Origin of the sequence: Rathayibacter sp. AY1D1 (assembly GCF_002932635.1) — a bacterium.
Taxonomy (GTDB): Bacteria; Actinomycetota; Actinomycetes; order Actinomycetales; family Microbacteriaceae; genus Rathayibacter.
The window spans coordinates 85,275-105,806 of record NZ_PSVY01000004.1 but is presented as its reverse complement, the minus strand read 5'-3'; the positions used below and the strand labels follow the sequence as shown (position 1 = coordinate 105,806).

Below are 20,532 nucleotides of genomic sequence, written 5' to 3'. Positions count from 1 at the left end.
AGGAGCGTCCGATCCGGTGTCGGAGCCGCCGGTTACCATCACTGCGTGTCGATCCCCGCCCCTGCTCCGGAGCCCGCCTGGGCGACGGTCTACGCGCCGGCGGAGCCGGTGAGCCTCGCGCTCACCCTCCGCACGCTGCTGCGGGGCTCGGGCGACCCGACCATGCTCCTCGACGCGTCCGGCTTCTGGCGGGCGTTCCGCACGCCGCTCGGCCCGGGCACCCTGCATCTGCGGCAGGCGGCCGACGGCGCGGTCCACGCGCGCGCCTGGGGCGGGGGAGCGGAGTGGCTGATCGACGCGGTCCCCGAACTCCTCGGCCACGGCGACGACTGGAGCGGGCTCGACCTGTCGGCCCACGCGCCGCTCGCCGAGGTGCTCCGCCGCTCGTCGGGCCTGCGCCTCACGCGCGCGAACCTGGTGTTCGAGATGCTCGCGCCGTCGGTCCTCGAGCAGAAGGTCACGAGCACGGAGGCGTGGCGCGCCTACCGGGTGCTGGTGCGCCTCCACGGGGAGCCCGCCCCGGGGCCGGTCGCTCTGCACGTGGCTCCGAGCGCGCAGCAGTGGCGGCGCGTGCCCTCGTGGGACTGGCACCGCGCGGGAGTGGATCCGCGGCGCTCGCGGACCGTCCTCACCGCCGCGCTCGTCGCCTCCGGCCTCGAGCGGACCCTCGCGCTCGGGCGGGGCGGCGACGAGGTCGCCCGCCGGCTGCAGTCGGTGCCGGGGATCGGGCCGTGGACGGCGTCCGAGGTGATGATGCGCGCCCACGGCGATCCGGACGCGGTCAGCGTGGGCGACTACCACCTGGCCGCGGCCGTCGGCTTCGCGCTCACGGGTCGGCTCGGGGTCGACGACGACGGCATGCTCGAGCTCCTCGAGCCGTGGCGCGGGCACCGGCAGCGGATCATCCGGCTGATCGGCTGCAGCGGAGCGAGGAAGCCGCGGCACGGCCCGCGGATGACCATCCAGGACCACCGCCGGCACTGATCCGCTCCTCCACAGGGGCGGCTCGCGGGCGAGTCGGCGCGACCACCGCGTCACGCCGCGTCCGGGCGGCGGCTCGGGCTTAGCCTCGGAGGATGCAGCAGTCGACGACCCCAGGTGTGCCCGGCAGCGACCCGGAGCGCGAGCCCGACGACGCGGCCGTGCGGAGCGGCGTCGACGCGACGGTCGGTGGTCGGACGCCGGAGGGCGGCACGGAGTCGGACGACGAGGTCGAGGCCGGTGAGGCCCGCGACTCCGGGAGCGGGGACGTGGCTGAGCCTCAGGACGAGCAGGAGTCCGACGCTGAGGACGAGGACCTGCGCGAGTCCGGTGTTCAGGACGAGGACGAGGTCGTGCGCGACGCTCAGGACGAGGCCGTGAGCGAGTCCGAGATCCAGGACGAGGACGAGGTCGTGCGCGACGCTGAGGACGAGGTCGTGCATGGGCCCGACGCCGCGTCGGAGTCGGAGCACGCCGCGCCCGCCGCCGCCGAGCCCGAGGTCGACGACCGCCCGATGATCGAGCGCGTCGAGTCCCTGGTCCGCCGCTGGATCGCGCGCAGCGGCGAGTTCCCGGTCGAGCCCGCCGCCCAGCGGCTCGCGGGCGTGCTCCAGGACCCGAACGGACTCGACTTCACCGTCGGGTTCGTCGACGGCGTCGCCCGGCCCGAGGACCTCTCGGTCGCGGCCGAGAACCTCGCGGCGCTCACCGCGAAGACGCCCGCCTTCCTCCCCTCCTACCTGCGCGCGGCGATCAGCACCGGCGGCGCCGTCGGCCCCGTGCTGCCCTGGGTGGTCGTGCCCGCGGCCCGCCGGGTCCTCCGCCGCCTCGTCGGGCACCTCGCGGTCGACGCCTCGGAGGCGCGTCTCGGTGCGGCCGTCGCCGCGCTGCGCGAGGGCGGCGACCGGCTCAACCTCAACCTCCTCGGCGAGGCCGTGCTCGGCGAGCGCGAGGCCCGCCGGCGCCTCGAGGGGACCCTCCGCCTGCTCGAGCGGCCGGACGTCGACTACGTCAGCGTCAAGGTCTCGAGCGTCGTCAGCCAGCTGTCGATGTGGGCCTTCGAGGAGGAGGTCGACCGCGTCGTGGAGCGTCTCACCCCGCTCTACCAGGCCGCCGCGTCCGGAGCCGACCCCACCTTCATCAACCTCGACATGGAGGAGTACCGCGACCTCGACCTGACGGTCGCCGTGTTCCGACGCCTCCTCGAGCAGCCGGGCATGCTCGACCTCGAGGCGGGCATCGTCCTGCAGGCCTACCTGCCCGACTCCGTCCGCGTGCTCGACGAGCTGACCGAGTGGGCGCAGGAGCGCCGGGCCCGCGGCGGAGCCCCGATCAAGGTGCGCGTCGTGAAGGGCGCGAACCTCGCGATGGAGCGGGTCGACGCGGCCCTGCACGACTGGCCGCTCGCGACCGTCGGCAGCAAGGTGGAGGCCGACACGAACTACAAGCGCCTGCTCGACCGGGCGCTGCGGCCGGAGCGCGTCGACGCGGTGCGCGTGGGCGTCGCCGGGCACAACCTCTTCGACCTCGCCTGGGCGTGGCTCACGGCGACCGAGCGCGGGGTGACCGGCGCGGTCGAGATCGAGATGCTGCTCGGGATGGCGACCGGGCAGGCGCGCGCCGTCCGCGAGGACGTGGGACGACTCCTCCTCTACACGCCCGTCGTGCACCCGCACGAGTTCGACGTGGCCATCTCGTACCTCATCCGCCGGCTCGAGGAGAACAGCAGCCCCGAGAACTTCCTGTCGGCCGCGTTCCGCCTCGACGACGAGGAGGTGCTGCAGCGGCAGCTCGGCCGCTTCCGCGCCTCGCTCGAGGCCCTCGACGACTCCGTCCCGCCGCCGAACCGCACGCAGGACCGCCTGCGGGAGTGGTCCTCCGGCTCCGGCCGCCGCCTCGTGCAGGAGCACGCCCGCGCCGGCGAGCGGGCGCAGGACCCGGCCGCCGCGGGCCTGACGCAGGCCGTCCTCGGCCTCAGCCGCGGCTCCGGTGCGGCCGCCGCGACCGCGGGCTTCCACAACGAGCCCGACACCGACCCCGCCCTCCCCGGCAACCGCCGCTGGGCGCGCCTGATCACCGAGCGCATCGCCGGCTCGACCATCGGAGCGGGCACGGCCGACGCCGCGCGCGTGAGCACCGAGGCGGAGCTCCAGGAGGTGCTGCGCGCGGTGTCCCGCCGCGCGGAGCGCTGGGGCGAGCGCCTGGGCTACGACCGAGCGGCCGTGCTCGACCGCGCCGGCCTCGTCCTCGCCGCGAACCGCGACCGCCTGATCGAGGTGATGGCCTCCGAGACCGGCAAGACGATCGCCGAGGCCGACCCCGAGGTCTCCGAGGCCATCGACTTCGCCCACTACTACGCCACCCGCGCCCGCGAGCTCGACGCCGTCACCGGGGCCACCTTCGTCCCCGCGCGGGTCACCGTCGTCGCTCCGCCGTGGAACTTCCCGGTCGCCATCCCGGCCGGATCGATCCTCGCGGCGCTCGCCGCCGGCTCCGGAGTCGTGGTGAAGCCGGCGCCCCAGGCCCGCCGCTCGGCGGCTGTGCTCGTCGAGGCGCTCTGGGACGCGGGCGTCCCGCAGGAGCTCCTCGCCCTGGTCGACCTCGACGAGGAGGAGCTGGGACGGGCGCTGATCACCGACCCCCTCGTGGACCGCGTGCTGCTCACCGGCTCCTACGAGACCGCCCGCCTCTTCCGCTCCTGGCGGCCCGGCCTCGCGCTGCAGGCCGAGACCAGCGGCAAGAACGCGATCATCGTCACTCCCCACGCCGACTACGACCTCGCCGTCGCCGACATCGTCCGCAGCGCCTTCGGGCACGCGGGCCAGAAGTGCTCCGCCGCCTCCCTGGTGATCCTGGTCGGCTCGGTCGCCCGCTCCAAGCGCTTCCGCGCCCAGCTGGTCGACGCCGTCACGTCGCTCCGCGTCGGCCGGCCCGACGACCCGTCGGCGGTGATGGGGCCGCTCATCGAGGAGCCCACCGGCAAGCTCCTGCACGCGCTCACCACGCTGGGCGGAGGCGAGTCGTGGCTCGTCGAGCCGCAGCGCCTCGACGAGAGCGGCACGCTCTGGTCGCCCGGGATCCGCGAGGGCGTCACCGAGGACAGCTACGTCCACCTCACCGAGTTCTTCGGCCCGGTGCTCGGGATCATGCACGCGGCGACCCTCGAGGACGCCGTCCGGATGCAGAACGGCACCGAGTACGGGCTCACGGCCGGGCTCCACTCCCTGCACGCCGACGAGCTCGCCCTCTGGATCGACTCGGTCGAGGCGGGCAACCTCTACGTCAACCGGGGCATCACCGGAGCCATCGTCCGGCGCCAGCCCTTCGGCGGCTGGAAGCGCTCGTCCGTCGGCGGCGGCGCGAAGGCGGGCGGACCCAACCACCTCATCGGCCTCGGCTCCTGGAAGCCCTCGCCCGCGCGCTCCTCCTCGACGCTGCACCTGCGCGGCCTCGACGACCGCGCGCGCCAGTTCATCGAGGCGGCCCAGTCCTCGCTCCGGTTCGAGCAGTTCGACCTGCTCCGCCGCTCCGCACTCTCCGACCAGCTCGCCTGGGCGACCGAGTTCGGAGTCGTCACCGACATCTCGAAGGTCGGCGTCGAGCGCAACCTGTTCCGCTACCTCCGCGTGCCGATCGCGCTGCGCCTGGCCGACGGCGGCGACCTCGGAGAGCTCCTCCGCGTCATCGCCGCCGGCCTGCTGACCCGCTCCCGGATGAACATCTCCACGTCCCTCCCGCTCCCGCCGCGGGTAAAGGAGATGCTCGGCGGCGACGAGCTCGCCGAGATGGCGGGCCTCGTCCCGCGCATCGTCGTCGAGACCGACGCCCAGTGGCTCGAGCGCGCCGCGGCCGGCCGCATCACGGCGCCGCGCATCCGCATCATCGGCGACATCGTCTCCGACCGCGTCGACGGCTATGCGGGCCCGCAGGCCCCCGGCAGCCCGACGCACGGACAGCAGGCCGTCGTCCGCCGATCGTCCGACTCGACCGGCTCCTTCACCGACGTCGTCGCCGGCATGACCCGCGGCAGCACGGGCAAGCCGGTCCCGCTCACCCGCGCCGACGGATCCCGCGTCCCCCTCGCGACCGCCCTCGCCGAAGCCCTCGGCGGCGCCCTCGACACCGCCGTCTACGCCGACCCGGTCACCCCCGCCGGCCGCGTCGAACTGCTGCCCTTCCTCCGCGAGCAGGCGATCTCGATCACGAACCACCGCTTCGGCAACCCGATCGATCTGAGCGACGACGTGCTGTGAGTTGGATTCCACGCCCGTCCCTGACGGGCGTGGCGCGGTCGGCTTCGCGACGGGGTGCGTTCTGTGGAGCGGGGGGCGTTCGGCTACAGCGATCCGCTGGTACGCGGATCGCTGGTTCGCCTCGGGGGCGGTGCTCGCGGGGATGGTGTGGATCGAGTGTGGCGCGGTCGGCTTCGCGACGGGGTGGGTTCTGCAGGGCGGTGTGCGTTCGGCTGCAGCGATCCGCTGGTACGCGGATCGCTGGTTCGCCTCGGGGGCAGTGCTTGCGGGGATGGTGTGGATCGAGTGTGGCGCGGTCGGCTTCTCGACGGGGTGCGTTCTGAGGAGCGGGGGGCGTTCGGCTACAGCGATCCGCTCGCACGCGGATCGCTGGTTCGCCTCGGGGACGGTGCTCGCGGGGATGGTGTGGATCGTGTGTGGCGCGGTCGGCTTCGTGACGGGGCGCGTTCTGCAGGGCGGGGTGCGTTCGGCTGCAGCGATCCGCTGGTACGCGGATCGCTGGTTCGCCTCGGGGGCGGTGCTCGCGGGGATGGTGAGATCAGGCTGGCGCGGGTCGGCCTCCCGACGGAGCCCCGGGACGCGGCTCGACGAGGCGCGGGGGGACTTACTTGTCGCGGCAAGTAGTGGGTAGGGTGGGGGGATGAGTGCGCCCGAGACACGCTGGCTGACGCCCGATCAGCTCGACGCCTGGCTGCGCTTCATCGCGGTCGTGGAACTGCTGCCGGGGGCCCTCGACACGCAGCTGCAGCGCGACGCGGGACTCACGCACTTCGAGTACCTGACGCTGGCGATGCTGTCCGAGGCGCCCGACCGCGCCCTCCGGATGACCACGCTCGCCGCCCGCACCAACGCGACCCTGCCCCGCCTCTCGCACGTGGTGACCCGCCTCGTCGCCCGCGGCTACCTCGAGCGCCGCCCCTGCGCCTCCGACGGCCGCGCCACGAACGCGGTGCTCACCGACGCCGGCCTCCAGAAGATCGTCGACACGGCGCCCGGTCACGTCGCGACCGTGCTGGCCGACGTCATCGATCCGCTCGACGCCGAGCAGATCCCGCAGCTGGCCGACATCATGTCGCGCATGCTCGCCCGGCTCGACCCCGAGGGCAGGATGACGGTCGACGCCGTGCGCTCCTCGCTCGGAGACCCCGACACCCGCTCCTGCTGAGCGCACCGACCCCTCGCTCCCGGGGCGGACCGGCCTCGGCCGCGGCCGAATTCATGTACAGGGACTCCCGGACGTGCCCGTCAGGGTCCTTGAGGCCGCGCCCGCATGGAGCCGAGGTCCTGCACCGCGACCGGCTCGGCGCCGCCGGAGGCCGGCCCGTTCCCGAGCACCTCGCCGACCTCCTCCCTGCTGCCGACGCTCACCGCGAAGAGGCCCTGCACCCGGGAGCGCGCGTCGATGATCTCCTTCGATCTGGAGGTCGAGAAGGAGGGGTGCGGGAGGAGCATCGCGGACACGTGCTCGGAGGCGACGGAGCAGGCGGCGTCGTCGCTGAACAGCGGATTCAGGGCTGAAAAGGAGATCCAGGGTCCGGCCGAGCGCCGGGGAGAACGCCCTCGAGCGCTCCGGATCCGTGAACGGGAGGTCGACGAGGATCGAGTCGACGGCCCTCCTCGTCAGTACAGCGATCGGCCGCGCGACACGCGGGAGTCCGTGCCATCATCGCCTCGTGCAGTTCACCACGACGCTCTTCCAGATCGGCAACAACACCGGCATCGAGGTGCCGCCCGAGGTCCTCGAGGCACTCGGCGGCGGCAAGCGTCCCGCCGTCGCGGTGACGGTGAACGGCTACCGCTTCACCAGCACGGTCGGAGCGATGGGCGGACGCGCGCTCATCCCGTTCTCGGCCGACAAGCGCCGCGAGACGCAGCTCGCCGGCGGTGACGCGATCGACGTCGTGATCGAGCTCGACACCGCGCCGCGCGAGGTCGTCGTGCCGGAGGACCTGGCGTCCGCGCTGGCCTCGGCGGGCGCTGCGGAGCGCTTCGCCGCGCTCTCGCCGAGCGCGCGGAAGGCCCACGTCACGTCGGTCGAGGGCGCGAAGGCCGCCGAGACGAGGGCGCGCCGCGTCGCCTCGATCGTCGCGGCGCTCGTCGGCTGACGGGCGCGCCACGGTCCGGGACGCCACCTCGTCGCCGGATAGGCTGCCTCCGGCGCCCCACGGCGGAGCGCTCTGGAAGCGGAGTCGGGGGACTTGATGGGTGCGGTTCGGCGTTGGGTGTTCCCGATCGTGTGGATGGTCATCATCGGAGCGGCGAGCATCGCCCTGGTGAAGATCGCGTTCTTCCCGGACGGCGCGGCCGAGGCCGATCCGACGCAGCCGACCGGTGAGATCACCGAGCCGACCGTCACGGTCGCCCGCGGCACGGTCACCAACGACCTCACCCTCCAGGGCACCGTCGCCGCCGACCCCGCCGTGCCGCTGAAGGCGACGGCGGCCGGAACGGTCGACGACGTCTACGTGCAGCAGGGCGCGGCCGTCGCGTCGGGCGATCTCATCTACGACATCCGCGTCGAGACTCCGCGCGACCCGGTCGAGACGACCGGCCCGGACGGCGCCGTCACCCTCACCCAGCAGGAGCCCTCCGTGCGCTTCGAGCGGGTCTACGCCGCGACCGGCGGCACCCTCAGCGCGCTCGGCGTCATCCACGACCAGGCCGTCACGGTCGGCGAGGTGACCGGACAGGTCGCGCCGCCGAGCTACGCCGTCACCGGCACGATCGACGCGCAGCAGCTCTACCGCATCCAGAACCGGCCGACGGAGGCGCAGGTCGCGATCACCGGCGGGCCCGCCGGCTTCACCTGCACCGACCTCACCATCAGCACCCCTCTCGCCGGAGCCGGCGAGGGCGGCACGACCGGCGGAGCGACGGACGGCGGCGGTGGAACCTCCACCGGCGGCTCCGGCACGAGCTTCACCTGCCAGGTGCCGACGGAGGTCACCGTGTTCCCCGGGCTCGCCGCCTCGGTGACGCTCGCGGGAGGCAAGGCGGAGGACGTCCTCGTCGTGCCGACCACCGCGGTCGAGGGCACCGCCCAGTCCGGCGTCGTGTTCCGCCGGGCGGACGACGGCAGCACCGAGGAGGTCCCGGTGACGCTGGGACTCACCGACGGCAGCTCCGTCGAGATCACCGGCGGAGTGGAGGAGGGCGCCGAGCTCCTGCAGTTCGTGCCGGGCGCGGAGGAGGCTGCTCCCGACGTCCAGCTGGGCGGCGACTGCATCGCGCAGCCCGACGGCTCGGTCTTCTGCTCGTGACGATCCTCCGGCTCGAGGGGATCCGCAAGGTCGTCCCGCTGCCCGACGCGCCGCCGCTGACGATCCTCGACGGAGTCGATCTCGAGGTGGGCGAGGGCGACCACGTCTCGGTCGTGGGCCGCAGCGGTTCCGGCAAGTCGACGCTGCTCAACATCCTCGGACTCATCGACGAGCCCACCGAGGGGCGGATGCTGCTCGAGGGCGCTCCCACCGAGACCCTGTCCTCGCGGGCCCGCGCGCGCATCCGCGGCGGCAGCATCGGCTTCATCTTCCAGCAGTTCAACCTGCTGGAGGGGCGGACCGCCCGCGAGAACGTGATGACGCCGCTGCTCTACGCGACCGGATCGGAGTTCTGGCGCCGCCGCGACCTCGCGGCCGAGATGCTGGAGCGGGTCGGCCTCGGGCACCGCGTGGACTCGATGCCCGGGCGCATGTCCGGCGGCGAGCAGCAGCGGATCGCGATCGCCCGCGCCCTGGTGCGCCGACCGCGGCTGATCCTCGCCGACGAGCCGACGGGCGCCCTCGACACCGACACCGGCGAGAGCGTGATGGGCCTGCTCGACGAGATCGCCCGCGAGTCCGGCTCCGCGCTGGTCACCATCACCCACGACCCGGCCATCGCGGCGCGGGCCGAGCGCCACTACCGGCTCGACCACGGCCGCCTGGGCTCGACCGCGGATGCGGGCCCCGTCGCCGAGGGGGTGGTCCTCTGATGCGCGCGCTCGTCGGGATCGCCGGCGCGATCGTCGAGGCGTGGACCGAGCTGCGGATCCACCGCGGCCGCGTGCTGCTCTCGCTGATCGGAGTCGCGGTGGCCGTCGCCGCCCTGACCGCGGTCGTCGCCGCCGGTGGCATCGCCCGCCAGGCCAGCATCGAGCAGGCCGAGCGCTCCAGCGGGCGCCCGGCGAGCCTCTTCCTCTCCGCCTACCCCTCCGGTACCGGCACCTCCGAGGTGGATGCCGACGCACTCCAGGCCGCGTGGACCGGTGCGCTCGAGCGCTACTCCATCACCTACGCGAGCCGCTCGACCTACGGCAGCGCGCGCGTCCAGTTCGCCGACGGCGCCGTCGACGTCGCGGTGCAGGCGGTCGACCAGCCCTTCGCCGAGATGCACCGGCTGAAGATCGTGGACGGCTCCTGGTTCACCGCCCGCGACTCCCAGCGCCTCGCTCCCGCCCTCGTCGTCAACGAGCGCTTCTGGGAGCGGATCGGGAGCCCGGATCTGCGCACCCACCCGGTGGTCACCCTGCTCGGCTCCGAGCGCGACGTCACGGGCGTGGTGGTCGGCGTGACTCCCTCCTCGCAGTTCGAGACGGATCCGTCGATGATGATGCTCGCGGACGCCTACCCGGCGGTCGCCCGCGACGCCGACCCGCAGTACGGCGGGCAGGGCGTGCCGAACTACGAGATGTGGGTGCCGCTCGACCTGGCCGAGCCCCTCGCCGCGGCGGTGGAGCGCGACGTGGCCGGCGCCCTGGGATCCGACTTCGAGGTGTCGGTCGACCGGCAGGACTACCTGGTCTACGACTCCGACCCCTTCGGCGTGCTGACCTGGGTGATCGGCGGCGTGGCGGGCCTGGTGCTGGCGCTCGGCGCGCTCGGACTGCTCAACATCGCCCTGGTCACCGTCCGGCAGCGGATCCGCGAGATCGGCATCCGGCGCAGCTTCGGCGCCTCCTCCGGCCGCATCTTCTTCTCGATCATGATGGAGAGCGTCGTGGCGACCGTCGTCGCGGGAGTGGTCGGCGTGACGGTCGCGGTCATCCTCGTCACCAACCCGTGGACGGTGGCCTTCGTGCAGGACAACGGGATCGCCGACATCCCGCCTTTCCCGGCCGAGGCGGCGCTGCTCGGGCTCGGGGCGGCGACCCTCGTCGGCGCGCTCGCGGGCCTGGTGCCGGCGATCGTCGCCGTGCGGGTGAAGGTGATCGACGCGATCCGCTACTGAGGCCCGCCGAGGGTGACGACGAGCTCGTCGCCCTCGAGCGCGGCGCGCGCGTCGGAGTAGTGCGCGATCCGGGGCAGCCCCCGGGTGCTCGCACTCTCGTGGCTCCCGACGACGATCACGCGCATGCCCGCGTCCAGACCCGCCCGGATGCCGGCCTCGGCGTCCTCGAACACCAGCGCTTCCTCGGGGGAGACGCCGAGCAGGGCCGCGGCGGCGAGGTAGCCGTCGGGAGCGGGCTTGCCGTTCGCGACGTCGTGCGCGGTGACGACGGTGTCGGGGGAGGGGACGCCCGCCGCAGCCAGACGTGCGGCCGCCAGCGCCGGGCTCGCGGACGTGACCAGGGCGACGCGCTCGCGGGGGAGTGAGGCGAGGAACGCCGTCGCGCCGGGGATCTCGACGGTGCCCTCGGTGTGCTCGAGCTCGTACGCGTCGAGCTCCGCGACGATCGCGTCGACGTCGCTGCCGGCCGGAGCGAAGCGGCGGACGCTGTCGGCGGCGCGGACACCGTGAACGGCGCCGAGCACCGCGTCGTGGTCGAGAGCGAAGCGCTCGGCGAAGGCGCCCCAGATGGTCTCCACGACGGCCGTCGAGTCGACGAGCGTCCCGTCCATGTCGAAGAGGGCGGCGCGGGCTCGGAGGAGGTGGGGCATGCGTCCATCCTGGCGGTCGGCGGCCTCCGGCGCCTGCCGGTGCGGACAGCGCTCGGACAGCGCGCGATCAGCCCGCCCTCAGGCCATGCATCGTGTCGCGGCGCTACGGTGGTCCGAGATCGCGGGCAGACGCCCGGAGGGGAGTGGAGGACGCCATGACGGACGACAACGGAACCGGCACGGACCAGGGCGCGAGCACGGGCGGCGAGGCCTCCGGACCCCGCGCCGGGTGGTACCCGGACCCGGCGGGCTCGTCCCGTCAGCGCTGGTGGGACGGGACCGGTTGGACGGAGTCGCTCCGCGACGCGCCGGCGGCCACTCCCACCGCCCCGGCCGAGAGCGGGTCGGCGCAGGCCGCCGCGACTCCCGTTCCGCCGACCGCACCGACTCCGCCCTCGCCGCCCGCCGAGCGTCCCGCCTACGGGGAGACGTCGAGCGGAGCGGCGACGAGCTACGGGCAGTCGGCCTCGGGTCGGTATCCGCAGCAGCCGTCGTCCGCCGACCCGCAGCAGAGCTACGGGCAGCAGGGCTACGGCCAGCAGGGCGCCGGTCAGCAGCCGCAGCCGCAGCAGCCCTCCGGCCAGCAGCAGCCGCAGCAGGGCTACGGCCAGCAGGCTCCCCAGCAGTACGGCCAGCAGGGGTACGGCCAGCAGCCCTACGGCCAGCAGCCGCAGCAGCCCTACAACCAGCAGCAGCCGCAGTACCCGGCCTACTCCGCGGCTCCCGGAGCACCCGTGCAGCAGCGTGACACGAGCATCGTCACGTCCACCCCGTGGATCTGGGTGGTGGTCCTCCTGCCGCTGCTCTCGGCGCTGTCGATCTTCCTCCTCCCGCCGAGCGCGATCGTCGACTCGTCGATGGCCTCGACCTACGGGCCGAGCTCCTCGATGGGGATGTCGACGGCCTACCTCGTCGGCCTCGGCGTGCTCCAGGTCGTCGGCTTCCTGATCTACGCGGCGGAGGTCGTCTTCGCCTTCCTCGACTGGCGCCAGCTGAAGCGAGCCGGCCTGCAGCGTCCGTTCCACTGGGCGTGGGCCTTCCTCGCCGCTCCCTACGTCTACGTGATCGGCCGCAGCGTGGTCGTGAAGCGCGTGACCGGCGGCGGCCTCCTCCCGCTCTGGGTCTTCCTCGGCGTCGTGGTCGTGTCGTTCCTCATCGCGATCGGCTGGACGGTGTCGCTCTTCTCCCAGATGACGCAGGCCTTCGCTCCCGCGGGCTTCTGAACCCGTGCGCGCCGCCGATCTCGTCCTGACCGGCGGCGCCGTCTTCACCGCCGACGCCGTGCGCTCCCGAGCGCACGGCGTCGCTGTCGTCGGAGGGCGGATCGTCGCGGTCGGCGCCGACGCCTCCGACCTGATCGGGCCGCGCACCGAGGTGGTCGACCTCGAGGGCCGGATGCTCGTCCCCGGCTTCCAGGACGCCCACGTGCACCCGGTCTGGGGCGGCGCCGCGCTGCTGCGCTGCTGGCTCGGAGCGGGTGGATCGCCCGCCGAGCACCTGGCGACGGTCGCCGGGTACGCGGCTCGGGAGAGCGGAGCGGAGTGGATCCTCGGCGGCGGCTGGAACCTGCCCGACTTCCCCGGAGGAACCCCGACCGCCCGCGAGCTCGACACGGTCGTCCCTGACCGGCCCGCCTTCCTCACCAACGCCGACGGGCACGGCGCCTGGGTCAACTCCGCCGCACTGCGCCTCGCGGGGATCGACCGCACGACGCCGGACCCCGCCGACGGCCGCATCGAGCGCCTGGCCGACGGCACCCCCTCCGGCACCCTGCACGAGGGGGCGATGGACGCGGTCCGCCGCCATCTCCCGCCCGCCAGCGCGGACGAGCTCCACCGCGCGCTGCTCCTCGGGCAGGAGACCCTGCACTCGTTCGGAGTGACGGCGTGGCAGGACGCGATCATCGGCTCCTACGGCGATGTGGGCGACCCCGGTCCGGTGTACCGCCGCGCGGCGCTGAGCGGCGAGCTGACCGGGCGCGTCCGCGGTGCGCTGTGGTGGGACCGGGGCCGCGGCGTCGAGCAGATCCCGGAGCTCGTCGAGCGGCGCGCGGCGCTCGCCGCCGACCGCTTCGCGCCGACGACCGTCAAGATCATGCAGGACGGGGTCGCCGAGAACATCACGGCGGCGATGCTCGAGCCCTACCTCGACGGGCACGGCGGCCACGGTCACGGCGACGGCCTCTCGATGGTCGACCCGCGCCTCCTGAGCGAGGCCGTGCCGCTCCTGGACGCGGCCGGGTTCCAGGTGCACTTCCACGCGATCGGCGATCGCGCCGTGCGCGAGTGCCTGGACGCCGTCGAGCGGGCGATCGAGGCGAACGGGCGCCGCGGCAACCGCCACCACCTCGCCCACCTGCAGGTCGTGCATCCGGACGACCTGCCGCGCTTCCGTGCGCTCGACGTCACGGCCAACCTGCAGATGCTGTGGGCCTCGCTGGAGCCGCAGATGGTGGAGCTGACGCTGCCGTTCCTCGGCGAGCGGCGCGGCTCGTGGCAGTACCCCTTCGGCGACCTGCTCCGCTCGGGCGCGGTGCTCGCCGCGGGGAGCGACTGGCCGGTGTCGACGCCCGACCCGCTCGCCGCGATCCACGTCGCGGTGAACCGGCTCTCGGCGCCGTCCGAGCGCGAGCCGGGGTGGAGCGAGGAGGTGTTCCTCCCGGGGCAGCGCCTCGACCTCGCCACCGCCCTCTCCGCCTCCACGGCCGGCTCGGCGTGGGTGAACGGCCTGGAGGGCGAGTCGGGCTCGATCGCCGTGGGACTCGCGGCGGACTTCGCCCTGCTGGACCGGGACCCCTTCGCCGGCGACCCCCGGGCGATCGGGGACACCCGGGTGCTGGGCACCTGGATCGGCGGCGAGCGCGTCCACACCGCAGCGGACGCGCCCGCCTGATCCGGGTCGTTCAGGAGGCGGCGCTCAGCAGGTGATCGCTCCGCCGATGATCCCCGCGAGCAGCCCGCCGGTCGCGGAGGCGATCGCGCCGGGACCGGAGATCGCACCGATCACCCCGCCGGTCGCGGCACCGCTGACGCCGCTCCCGGCGACGCAGTGGCCCCATTCGGGCGAGCTCCAGTCGCTGTTCAGGTGCAGGCCGCCCACCGCCGAGCGGGACGCCGAGTCCGGGGCGAAGTGGAAGGTGAGCGTGTCGGAGTCGTCGATCGACCAGTGGCCCGACACGGTGCGGCCGCGTCCGACGTCGATCCTCTCCGGGAGTGCGTCGGACGTCTCGGCGCCGTCCGTGAAGCCGACCCCGCCGCCCGCCAGCTCGACGATCCGCGTGTCGTCGGTGACGTCGAAGGTCACCGTCGACGCCGATCCGCCCCGTGCCTCGAGGTGCACTCGGCTGCTCGTCTCCTGCCTCGCCGGCTCGGCGTGCGCGGCCTGCGCTGTGAACAGCGGCACCGCCAGCAGAGCGGCCGCCGCCGCGACCAGTGCCGTGCTCGTCCTCTGTCGTTCCATCGTCGTTCCCTCCCTCGGATTCCGATCCAGGAAGGAGGGCTCAGCGCCGTCGGTCGACGAGGGCGAGGACGACGGACGCCACCGCTGCCGCGACGGCGGCGGTGACCACGACGTCCCACGGATCCTCGGCGCCCACCGCGGTCGCGACGAGGTGCCCGGCCAGGACGCCGACGAACAGTGCCGGCAGCATCAGCCAGATGCGCCGTCTCCGTCGTGCCGCCGTACCGGCCTGTTCCCTGTCGCTCATGCTCGCCCTCCTGAATTCACCATACAGGTATGGAGTACCAGGCGGTCGCGACGCGCGTCGAGGAGATGGCGCGATCCGTCAGGCCTCGCTGCGCTGGATGAGGCGGGAGAGGACGATCGCGGAGCGCGTGTGGTCGACGTTGGGCGCGATGCGGACCTTCTCGAGGGCGAGCTCGAGGCTGGGGATGTCGCGCGAGCGGATGTGGACGATCGCGTCGGCGGAGCCGGTGACCGTGCCCGCGTCGACGACCTCGGGGACCGCGGAGAGGATGCGGCGGAGCTCGTCCGGAGCGACGGTGCCGCGGCAGAAGAGCTCGACGTAGGCCTCGGTGGCCATCCCGTCGACCGCGGGGTCGACCTTGATCGTGAAGCCGCGGATCACGCCGTCGGCCACGAGGCGGTCGACGCGGCGCTTCACCGCGGAGGCGGAGAGCCCGACCACGCCGCCGATGTCGCCGTAGCCCGCGCGGGAGTTCTGGCGCAGCAGATCGAGGATCTTCCGATCGATGTTGTCCATGCTCCGAGGATAGGCGCGGCCGGAGCGGCGCCTGGACGGCAGCAGAGTGCCACTGGAGATTCGTGACGCCCGGCTATATAGTTGCTCTCGGTCAATAGTTGATCGCAGTCAACTAGAACCGCCGCCGTGCTGAAGAGGAGCCCATGTCACACCCCGAACACCGCGCCGCATCGCGCGGAACCACCGCGCCGCACGCCCCCGCCGGGCCGGACGGCGCCATGTCGCACCGCCAGGTGCTCGAATCGCTCAGCGGCCTGCTGCTGGGCATGTTCGTCTCGATCCTCGCGGGCACGGTCGTGTCGACCTCGCTGCCCCGGATCATCTCCGACCTCAAGGGCGACCAGAACGCCTACACCTGGGTCGTCACCGCGACCCTGCTCGCGACCACGGTCTCCACCCCGCTCTGGGGCAAGTTCGCCGACCTGTTCAACCGCAAGCTGTTGATCCAGCTCGCCCTCGGGCTGTTCGTCATCGGCTCCGCCCTGGCCGGCTTCTCGCAGGACACGAACATGCTGATCGTCTTCCGCGTGTTCCAGGGCCTGGGCGCCGGCGGACTCGCCGCGCTGAGCCAGATCATCATGGCCGACATCATCAGCCCCCGTGAGCGCGGCAAGTACGCCGGCCTCTTCGGCGGCGTGATGGCGATCGGCACCGTCGGCGGCCCGCTCCTGGGCGGCGTCGTGACCGACGCGTTCGGCTGGCGCTGGAACTTCTTCATCGCGATGCCCGTCGCGATCGTCGCGATCGTCCTCCTCCAAATGACCCTCCGCCTCCCCGCGCACCCGAAGCGCAAGGTGCGGATCGACTACCTCGGCGCCGTGCTCATCGCGGGCGGAGTCTCGCTCCTGCTGATCTGGGTCTCCCTCGCCGGCAAGAACTTCGACTGGGCCTCGTGGGAGACCGCGGTCATGGTCGGCGGTGCCGTCGTGCTGCTGATCGCCGCCGTGATCACCGAGCTCACCGTGGCCGAGCCGATCATCCCGATGGGGATGTTCAAGAACCGCACCTTCAGCCTCGCCGTCGTGGCGAGCATCTCGGTCGGCGTCTCGATGTTCGGCGTCGCCGTCTTCCTCGCGCAGTACATGCAGCTGGCCCGCGGAGCCACGCCGACCCAGTCGGGCCTGCTCACCATCCCGATGATGGCCGGCCTGCTGATCGCGTCGACGATCTTCGGCGGGATCATCTCGCGCACCGGCAAGTGGAAGGCGATCATGATCAGCGGCGGCGTGCTCGCCGTGATTGGCACCTCCCTCCTCAGCACCCTCCGCTACGACACGGACCTGGTCCTCGTCGGGATCTACATGGCCGTCCTCGGTGCCGGCCTGGGCATGCTGATGCAGAACCTCGTCCTGGTGGTGCAGAACTCGATCGAGGTGAAGAACCTCGGCGTCGCGACCAGCGCGGTCACGTTCTTCCGCAGCCTCGGCGGCACCGTCGGAGTCTCGGTCCTGGGCTCGATGCTCGGCACCGTGATCGCCGACCGCATCAAGACCGGCATCGCGGGGCTCGCTCCCGCCGACCAGGCTCTCGCCGCGCAGGCGCTGGGCAGCGGCACGATCCCGCAGCCGGCCACCCTGCCCGACGCCGTGCGCGTCGTGGTCGAGAGCGCCTACGGGATCGGCGTCGGCGACGTGTTCCTCTACAGCATCCCGCTCGCCGTGGTCACGCTGATCGCCGTCGTCCTCCTGCCGAACGTGAGCCTCGGCTCGAAGAACGCGGTGCAGCTCAAGGCGGAGCCGACCACTCCGCTGCAGGCCGCGGAGGACGCCCTCATCGCCGCCTCGGACGGCCAGGCGGCGCTCCGCCCCGTCGGCCAGGCCCGGCGGACGGACGACGCGACGCACGCCCGGGAGGGTCGCGAGGCCACTCCCGTCGGACACGGCCGCCACGCCGACGAGGAGCGGCAGGAGGAGCCGGTCGGGCACGCCCGGCACGCCGCTCCCACCGGCTCCGTCGACGTGATCGAGCGCTCCTGATGCCCGCCGCCGCGCCCTCGGCCGAGGCGCTGCACGAGGTCGAGGAGCAGATCACCGTGCTCGCCGTCCAGGTGCGCCTCGCCGTCCGGGACGCGGCGGCGTCGATCGACCCGGCGCTGCCGCCCTTCGGACTGCGGCTGCTGCGGGTCCTCGAGCGCTGCGGTCCGGTCCACTCCGGCGCCGCGGCGGAGCGGCTCGGGGTCGACCGCAGCGCGATCAGCCGCCAGGCCCGCCAGCTCGCCGAGCTGGGCCTGGTCGAGATGACCTCCGATCCCGCCGACGGCCGAGCGCGGTTCCTCTCGCTCAGCGCGGCCGGATGCGAGCGGATGCGCGACCTCGGCGGCCGTCAGCGGCAGCGGATGCAGGAGGCGCTGAGCGCCTGGCCCGAGGAGGACCTGCGTGCGTTCGCGGGATACCTGGAGCGGCTGACCGCGGCGGAGTGAGCCGCGTGATCTGGACGAGTGGCGCGGACCGATGCGGTCCGCGCCACTTCTGCGTGCCGCCGGACGCGGCGCGGGCGCGCTGACCGCGCGCCGTCTCGCGCCACCCGGTGCCGACGCCGTCGTAGTCGTTCTACATTTCCTGAGATGTTCTCACTCAGGAGGCGATGACCCTGTTCTCTTTCGACCACGCAGCAGCGGCGGAGCTGGTCCGCGCCTCGGACGAGGCGGCGGAGGCGCTCGCCTCCCAGGGGCTGCTGAGGTCCGTCGCTGCCGAGTACGCGCTGGGCGAGTTCCGCGGCGCGTACGCCGAGCTGTTCCGCCGGGTCTGCGTCTGCGACAGGGAGAACCGCGGTCGGCTGAGCGCCGAGCTGCACGAGCTCGCCGACACGGTGCGGCTCGTGGCACGGAAGGCCGAGGAGGAGCGTCGGCGCCGGGAGGAGTACGCGGCCTGGGAGCGGCGGGCGGACGAGCGCGAGCAGCAGCGCCGCCTCGATCCGGTCGCGGCCCTCGCGGCGGGAGTCGAGGAGGTCGTCGACCGGCCGCCGTCCGATCGGCCGGTCGTGCCTCCGCCGATCCGTGCGCTGTTCTCCCCCCGGTCGGTGCCCCGCACGTCCCCGGGCGGCCCCGCCGCGGGAGGCACGACCTCCGCCGACCCCGAGCGCCTCGACGTCTTCGTCTCGCAGACCCGGCAGGCGGACGAAGCGATGCGCTCCCGGCTCCAGGATCTGATGGCCGCCTGGGGAGCCTTCGGCAACCGCTGCTCGTGGGCGCCGGTCGAGTCCTTCTCGGTGCTCCGGGGCTTCCGCGAGCTGCTGTCGATCGGTGCGGCCGACGCGACCTGGGTCGAGCAGATCTCCCTGGCCTTCACCGCCGCGGGGGGAGCGGCGCTCTCCGTTCCGGTCCTCGACGCCGTCGGCACCCTGGCGCGGCCCCGGGGCGGCCGGAGCCTGCTCGACTCCCTCGCGGCGCTCTCGTCCGACGATCTCGCGACACTCCTGGCGGCGTCGCCCGACCTCGCGGCGCGCCTCGGGCGACTGGCTCCGACCCTCGTGAACGACTGGTGGCGGAGCCTCGACTCCACGGACGGCGCGCGCTTCTCGCCGCAGCAGGCGGCGCTGGTCGCCGGTCTGCCCGGGGTGATCGGAAATCTGGAGGGTGTTCCCTACCGCGCCCGGGTGAGGGCGAACGAGAGGGCGCTGAGGGCGCGGATCGTGGCGCTGAGGAGCGAGGCGGCGGGCCTGCGCGGGAAGGCGGGCGACGGGGAGCGACTCGCGGCGGTGGAGTCGCAGCTGGTGGCGCTGAGGGACGTGCGGGCATCGCTCCGGCGCGGTCTCGGTCAGGACCCGCGCTTCCTCATCTCCCTGACCGCCGACGAGCCTCCGCTCGCCGCCGTCTCGATCGGCGATCCCGACACCGCCACGAACGTCACCTACGCCGTCCCCGGGATGGGACAGACGACGGAGAGCATGACCCGATGGACGAAGGCGTCGCAGAATCTGCAGTCGCTCCTCCCGCCCGGCAGCGCCGTCGTCTCCTGGATCGGCTACGAGACCCCGCCGATGGCGCGGCTCGGCGGGAACGGCATGGACGTCCTCACCTCGAACCAGGCGGTCGCCGGCGGCGCCGCACTCGCCTCGGCTGTCCAGGGGCTCTCCGCGGTCCGGGGCGACGACCTGCCGAAGCCGAACGTCGTCGCCCACTCCTACGGCAGCACCGTCATGGCCGTCGCCGCCTCGCGCTCGGACGTCGAGCTCGGGGTCGTCGTGACGCTGGGCTCGGCCGGCCTCCCGGACAGCGTCGACGAGGCGAGCGACCTGCACGCGGAATCCGTCTTCGCGGGGCAGGCGCGGGACAAGTACCTCGGCGAGACCGAGAGCGGCGACGAGGCCGCGTGGATGGGCCGCGCCTTCAGCTGGAACCACCACACGGATCCCGCTGACGAGGACTTCGGCGCGCGCGTCTTCGGTGTGGAGACCGGAGGCGACGCCGGGAGGATCGTGACGGATCACGCTGCGCTGAAGAGCGACGACGGCGATCTCGCGGGGTATCTCGACACGAACACCGAGTCCCTGCAGAACGCGGCGTGGGCCGTCTCCCGGCGACTCGACCTGCTGACCGAGAACCGGCCGCTCGGACCGACCGCCTTCCAGAAGGCGGTCGTGGGAGCCTCCCATGGCGGGTAGAGGCTCTCCTCAGCGGACGGGCGTCGCGCTGACCGTCGCCGCTCTGCTCGTGATGTCGATGACCGCTTGTGCAACGGAGAAGGAGGCGAGACCGGTGAGCACGATGAGTCCTCGGGAGGGTCGGGATCGGGTGGTGGAGTTCGTGCGGGACTCCGCGGGGCGGCTCGATGTGGAGGGGTGGTGGCCGCGGAGCGGCGCGGCCAGGCCCGATGTGTGCGGCCCCGGCGACCGGATGAGCGGTGCGAGCTACAGCTACGCCTGGTGGGCCCCGGCGGGCACCGATGTCGAGGGGGATGCGCGGAAGGTCGCGGACTACTGGGAGTCTCTGGGGATGACGGTGAGAGTGACCGATTCGACTCCGCGCCCGACGGTCTACGGGCAGGGCGGACCGGTGCTGCGGGCGAGCTTCGTCACCGGCGCTGTCGAGGAGATGTACATGATCGGGGCGGAGATGCCGTGCGCGCCCGGCGATTTCGAATCACTCCTCCTCGAGGACGAGGCTCAGCGCGCGGCGGGCGCGGTCCTTCCGGGTGATGAAGGGGTCGTCCCGAAGCCGGATCCGCGGGACCTCCCACTCCAGTCCGATCCGTCGGGTTCCGGCTCGGAGGGATGAGCC

Annotated in this window: 18 protein-coding genes; 13 read left to right on the top strand and 5 right to left on the bottom strand. The window is 73.3% G+C overall.

Features of this window, described 5'->3' with window-relative positions:
* Positions 1-45: 45 nt before the first annotated feature.
* From C5C56_RS04475 to C5C56_RS04460, 3 genes are all read left to right on the top strand, one after another.
* A complete protein-coding gene (locus C5C56_RS04475; protein ID WP_258065575.1) occupies positions 46-984 on the top strand; it encodes a DNA-3-methyladenine glycosylase in 939 nt (312 codons plus the stop codon).
* A 512-nt stretch (positions 985-1,496) separates the two neighbouring features.
* The gene (locus C5C56_RS04470; protein WP_104319190.1) at positions 1,497-5,234 is read left to right on the top strand and encodes a proline dehydrogenase family protein; all 3,738 of its coding nucleotides are present in this window, start codon (positions 1,497-1,499) and stop codon (positions 5,232-5,234) included.
* Between the two features lie 640 nt (positions 5,235-5,874).
* Positions 5,875-6,399: a MarR family winged helix-turn-helix transcriptional regulator gene (locus tag C5C56_RS04460; protein ID WP_104233099.1), complete on the top strand. Its 525-nt coding sequence runs from the start codon at positions 5,875-5,877 to the stop codon at positions 6,397-6,399.
* A gap of 80 nt (positions 6,400-6,479) precedes the next feature.
* On the opposite strand, the gene C5C56_RS04455 is transcribed toward C5C56_RS04460, so the two are convergent.
* Complete coding sequence (locus tag C5C56_RS04455; protein WP_104319165.1) at positions 6,480-6,695, bottom strand: hypothetical protein; 216 nt, start codon at positions 6,693-6,695, stop codon at positions 6,480-6,482.
* Between the two features lie 212 nt (positions 6,696-6,907).
* Here C5C56_RS04455 and C5C56_RS04450 point away from each other — a divergent pair, with 212 nt between their 5' ends.
* The 4 genes from C5C56_RS04450 to C5C56_RS04435 all read left to right on the top strand — a co-directional run bounded on the left by C5C56_RS04450 (position 6,908) and on the right by C5C56_RS04435 (position 10,442).
* Positions 6,908-7,339 carry a YdeI/OmpD-associated family protein gene (locus tag C5C56_RS04450; protein WP_104262748.1) on the top strand — a complete coding sequence of 144 codons (432 nt, stop codon included), beginning with the start codon at positions 6,908-6,910 and terminating at the stop codon, positions 7,337-7,339.
* A 135-nt stretch (positions 7,340-7,474) separates the two neighbouring features.
* The gene (locus C5C56_RS04445) at positions 7,475-8,494 is read left to right on the top strand and encodes an efflux RND transporter periplasmic adaptor subunit (RefSeq protein WP_104222862.1); all 1,020 of its coding nucleotides are present in this window, start codon (positions 7,475-7,477) and stop codon (positions 8,492-8,494) included.
* Complete coding sequence (locus tag C5C56_RS04440; protein WP_104233102.1) at positions 8,491-9,207, top strand: ABC transporter ATP-binding protein; 717 nt, start codon at positions 8,491-8,493, stop codon at positions 9,205-9,207. The genes C5C56_RS04445 and C5C56_RS04440 overlap by 4 nt, the downstream gene beginning before the upstream one ends.
* Positions 9,207-10,442, top strand: coding sequence for an ABC transporter permease (locus C5C56_RS04435; protein WP_104260405.1), 1,236 nt, complete (start codon positions 9,207-9,209; stop codon positions 10,440-10,442). Before C5C56_RS04440 ends, C5C56_RS04435 begins: the two co-directional genes overlap by 1 nt.
* Here C5C56_RS04435 and C5C56_RS04430 read toward each other — a convergent pair.
* Positions 10,436-11,092, bottom strand: coding sequence for an HAD-IA family hydrolase (locus tag C5C56_RS04430; RefSeq protein ID WP_104233104.1), 657 nt, complete (start codon positions 11,090-11,092; stop codon positions 10,436-10,438). The two genes, C5C56_RS04435 and C5C56_RS04430, sit on opposite strands and share 7 nt — an antisense overlap.
* A gap of 155 nt (positions 11,093-11,247) precedes the next feature.
* Here C5C56_RS04430 and C5C56_RS04425 point away from each other — a divergent pair, with 155 nt between their 5' ends.
* On the top strand, positions 11,248-12,315 hold the full coding sequence (locus C5C56_RS04425) for a DUF2510 domain-containing protein (RefSeq protein WP_146081478.1): 1,068 nt from the start codon (positions 11,248-11,250) through the stop codon (positions 12,313-12,315).
* 4 nt (positions 12,316-12,319) lie between these two features.
* Positions 12,320-13,984, top strand: coding sequence for an amidohydrolase (locus C5C56_RS04420; protein ID WP_104319164.1), 1,665 nt, complete (start codon positions 12,320-12,322; stop codon positions 13,982-13,984).
* A 24-nt stretch (positions 13,985-14,008) separates the two neighbouring features.
* On the opposite strand, the gene C5C56_RS04415 is transcribed toward C5C56_RS04420, so the two are convergent.
* From C5C56_RS04415 to C5C56_RS04410, 3 genes are all read right to left on the bottom strand, one after another.
* Positions 14,009-14,551 (bottom strand): hypothetical protein, encoded by a 543-nt coding sequence (locus C5C56_RS04415; protein WP_104269353.1) that lies wholly within the window; start codon positions 14,549-14,551, stop codon positions 14,009-14,011.
* Positions 14,552-14,591: 40 nt separating this feature from the next.
* Positions 14,592-14,798: a hypothetical protein gene (locus tag C5C56_RS17465; RefSeq protein ID WP_146076614.1), complete on the bottom strand. Its 207-nt coding sequence runs from the start codon at positions 14,796-14,798 to the stop codon at positions 14,592-14,594.
* 78 nt (positions 14,799-14,876) lie between these two features.
* A complete protein-coding gene (locus C5C56_RS04410) occupies positions 14,877-15,314 on the bottom strand; it encodes an Lrp/AsnC family transcriptional regulator (RefSeq protein ID WP_104222855.1) in 438 nt (145 codons plus the stop codon).
* 218 nt (positions 15,315-15,532) lie between these two features.
* On the opposite strand from C5C56_RS04410, the gene C5C56_RS04405 reads away from it, so the two are divergent.
* The 4 genes from C5C56_RS04405 to C5C56_RS04390 all read left to right on the top strand — a co-directional run bounded on the left by C5C56_RS04405 (position 15,533) and on the right by C5C56_RS04390 (position 20,529).
* Positions 15,533-17,290: an MDR family MFS transporter gene (locus tag C5C56_RS04405; RefSeq protein ID WP_104273714.1), complete on the top strand. Its 1,758-nt coding sequence runs from the start codon at positions 15,533-15,535 to the stop codon at positions 17,288-17,290.
* On the top strand, positions 17,290-17,733 hold the full coding sequence (locus tag C5C56_RS04400; protein WP_104319163.1) for a MarR family winged helix-turn-helix transcriptional regulator: 444 nt from the start codon (positions 17,290-17,292) through the stop codon (positions 17,731-17,733). Before C5C56_RS04405 ends, C5C56_RS04400 begins: the two co-directional genes overlap by 1 nt.
* Positions 17,734-17,897: 164 nt before the next feature.
* A complete protein-coding gene (locus C5C56_RS04395; RefSeq protein ID WP_104319162.1) occupies positions 17,898-19,916 on the top strand; it encodes an alpha/beta hydrolase in 2,019 nt (672 codons plus the stop codon).
* A 130-nt stretch (positions 19,917-20,046) separates the two neighbouring features.
* Entirely contained in the window at positions 20,047-20,529 is a 483-nt protein-coding gene (locus C5C56_RS04390) for a hypothetical protein (protein ID WP_146081479.1), read from the top strand.
* The last annotated feature ends 3 nt before the right edge of the window (positions 20,530-20,532 follow it).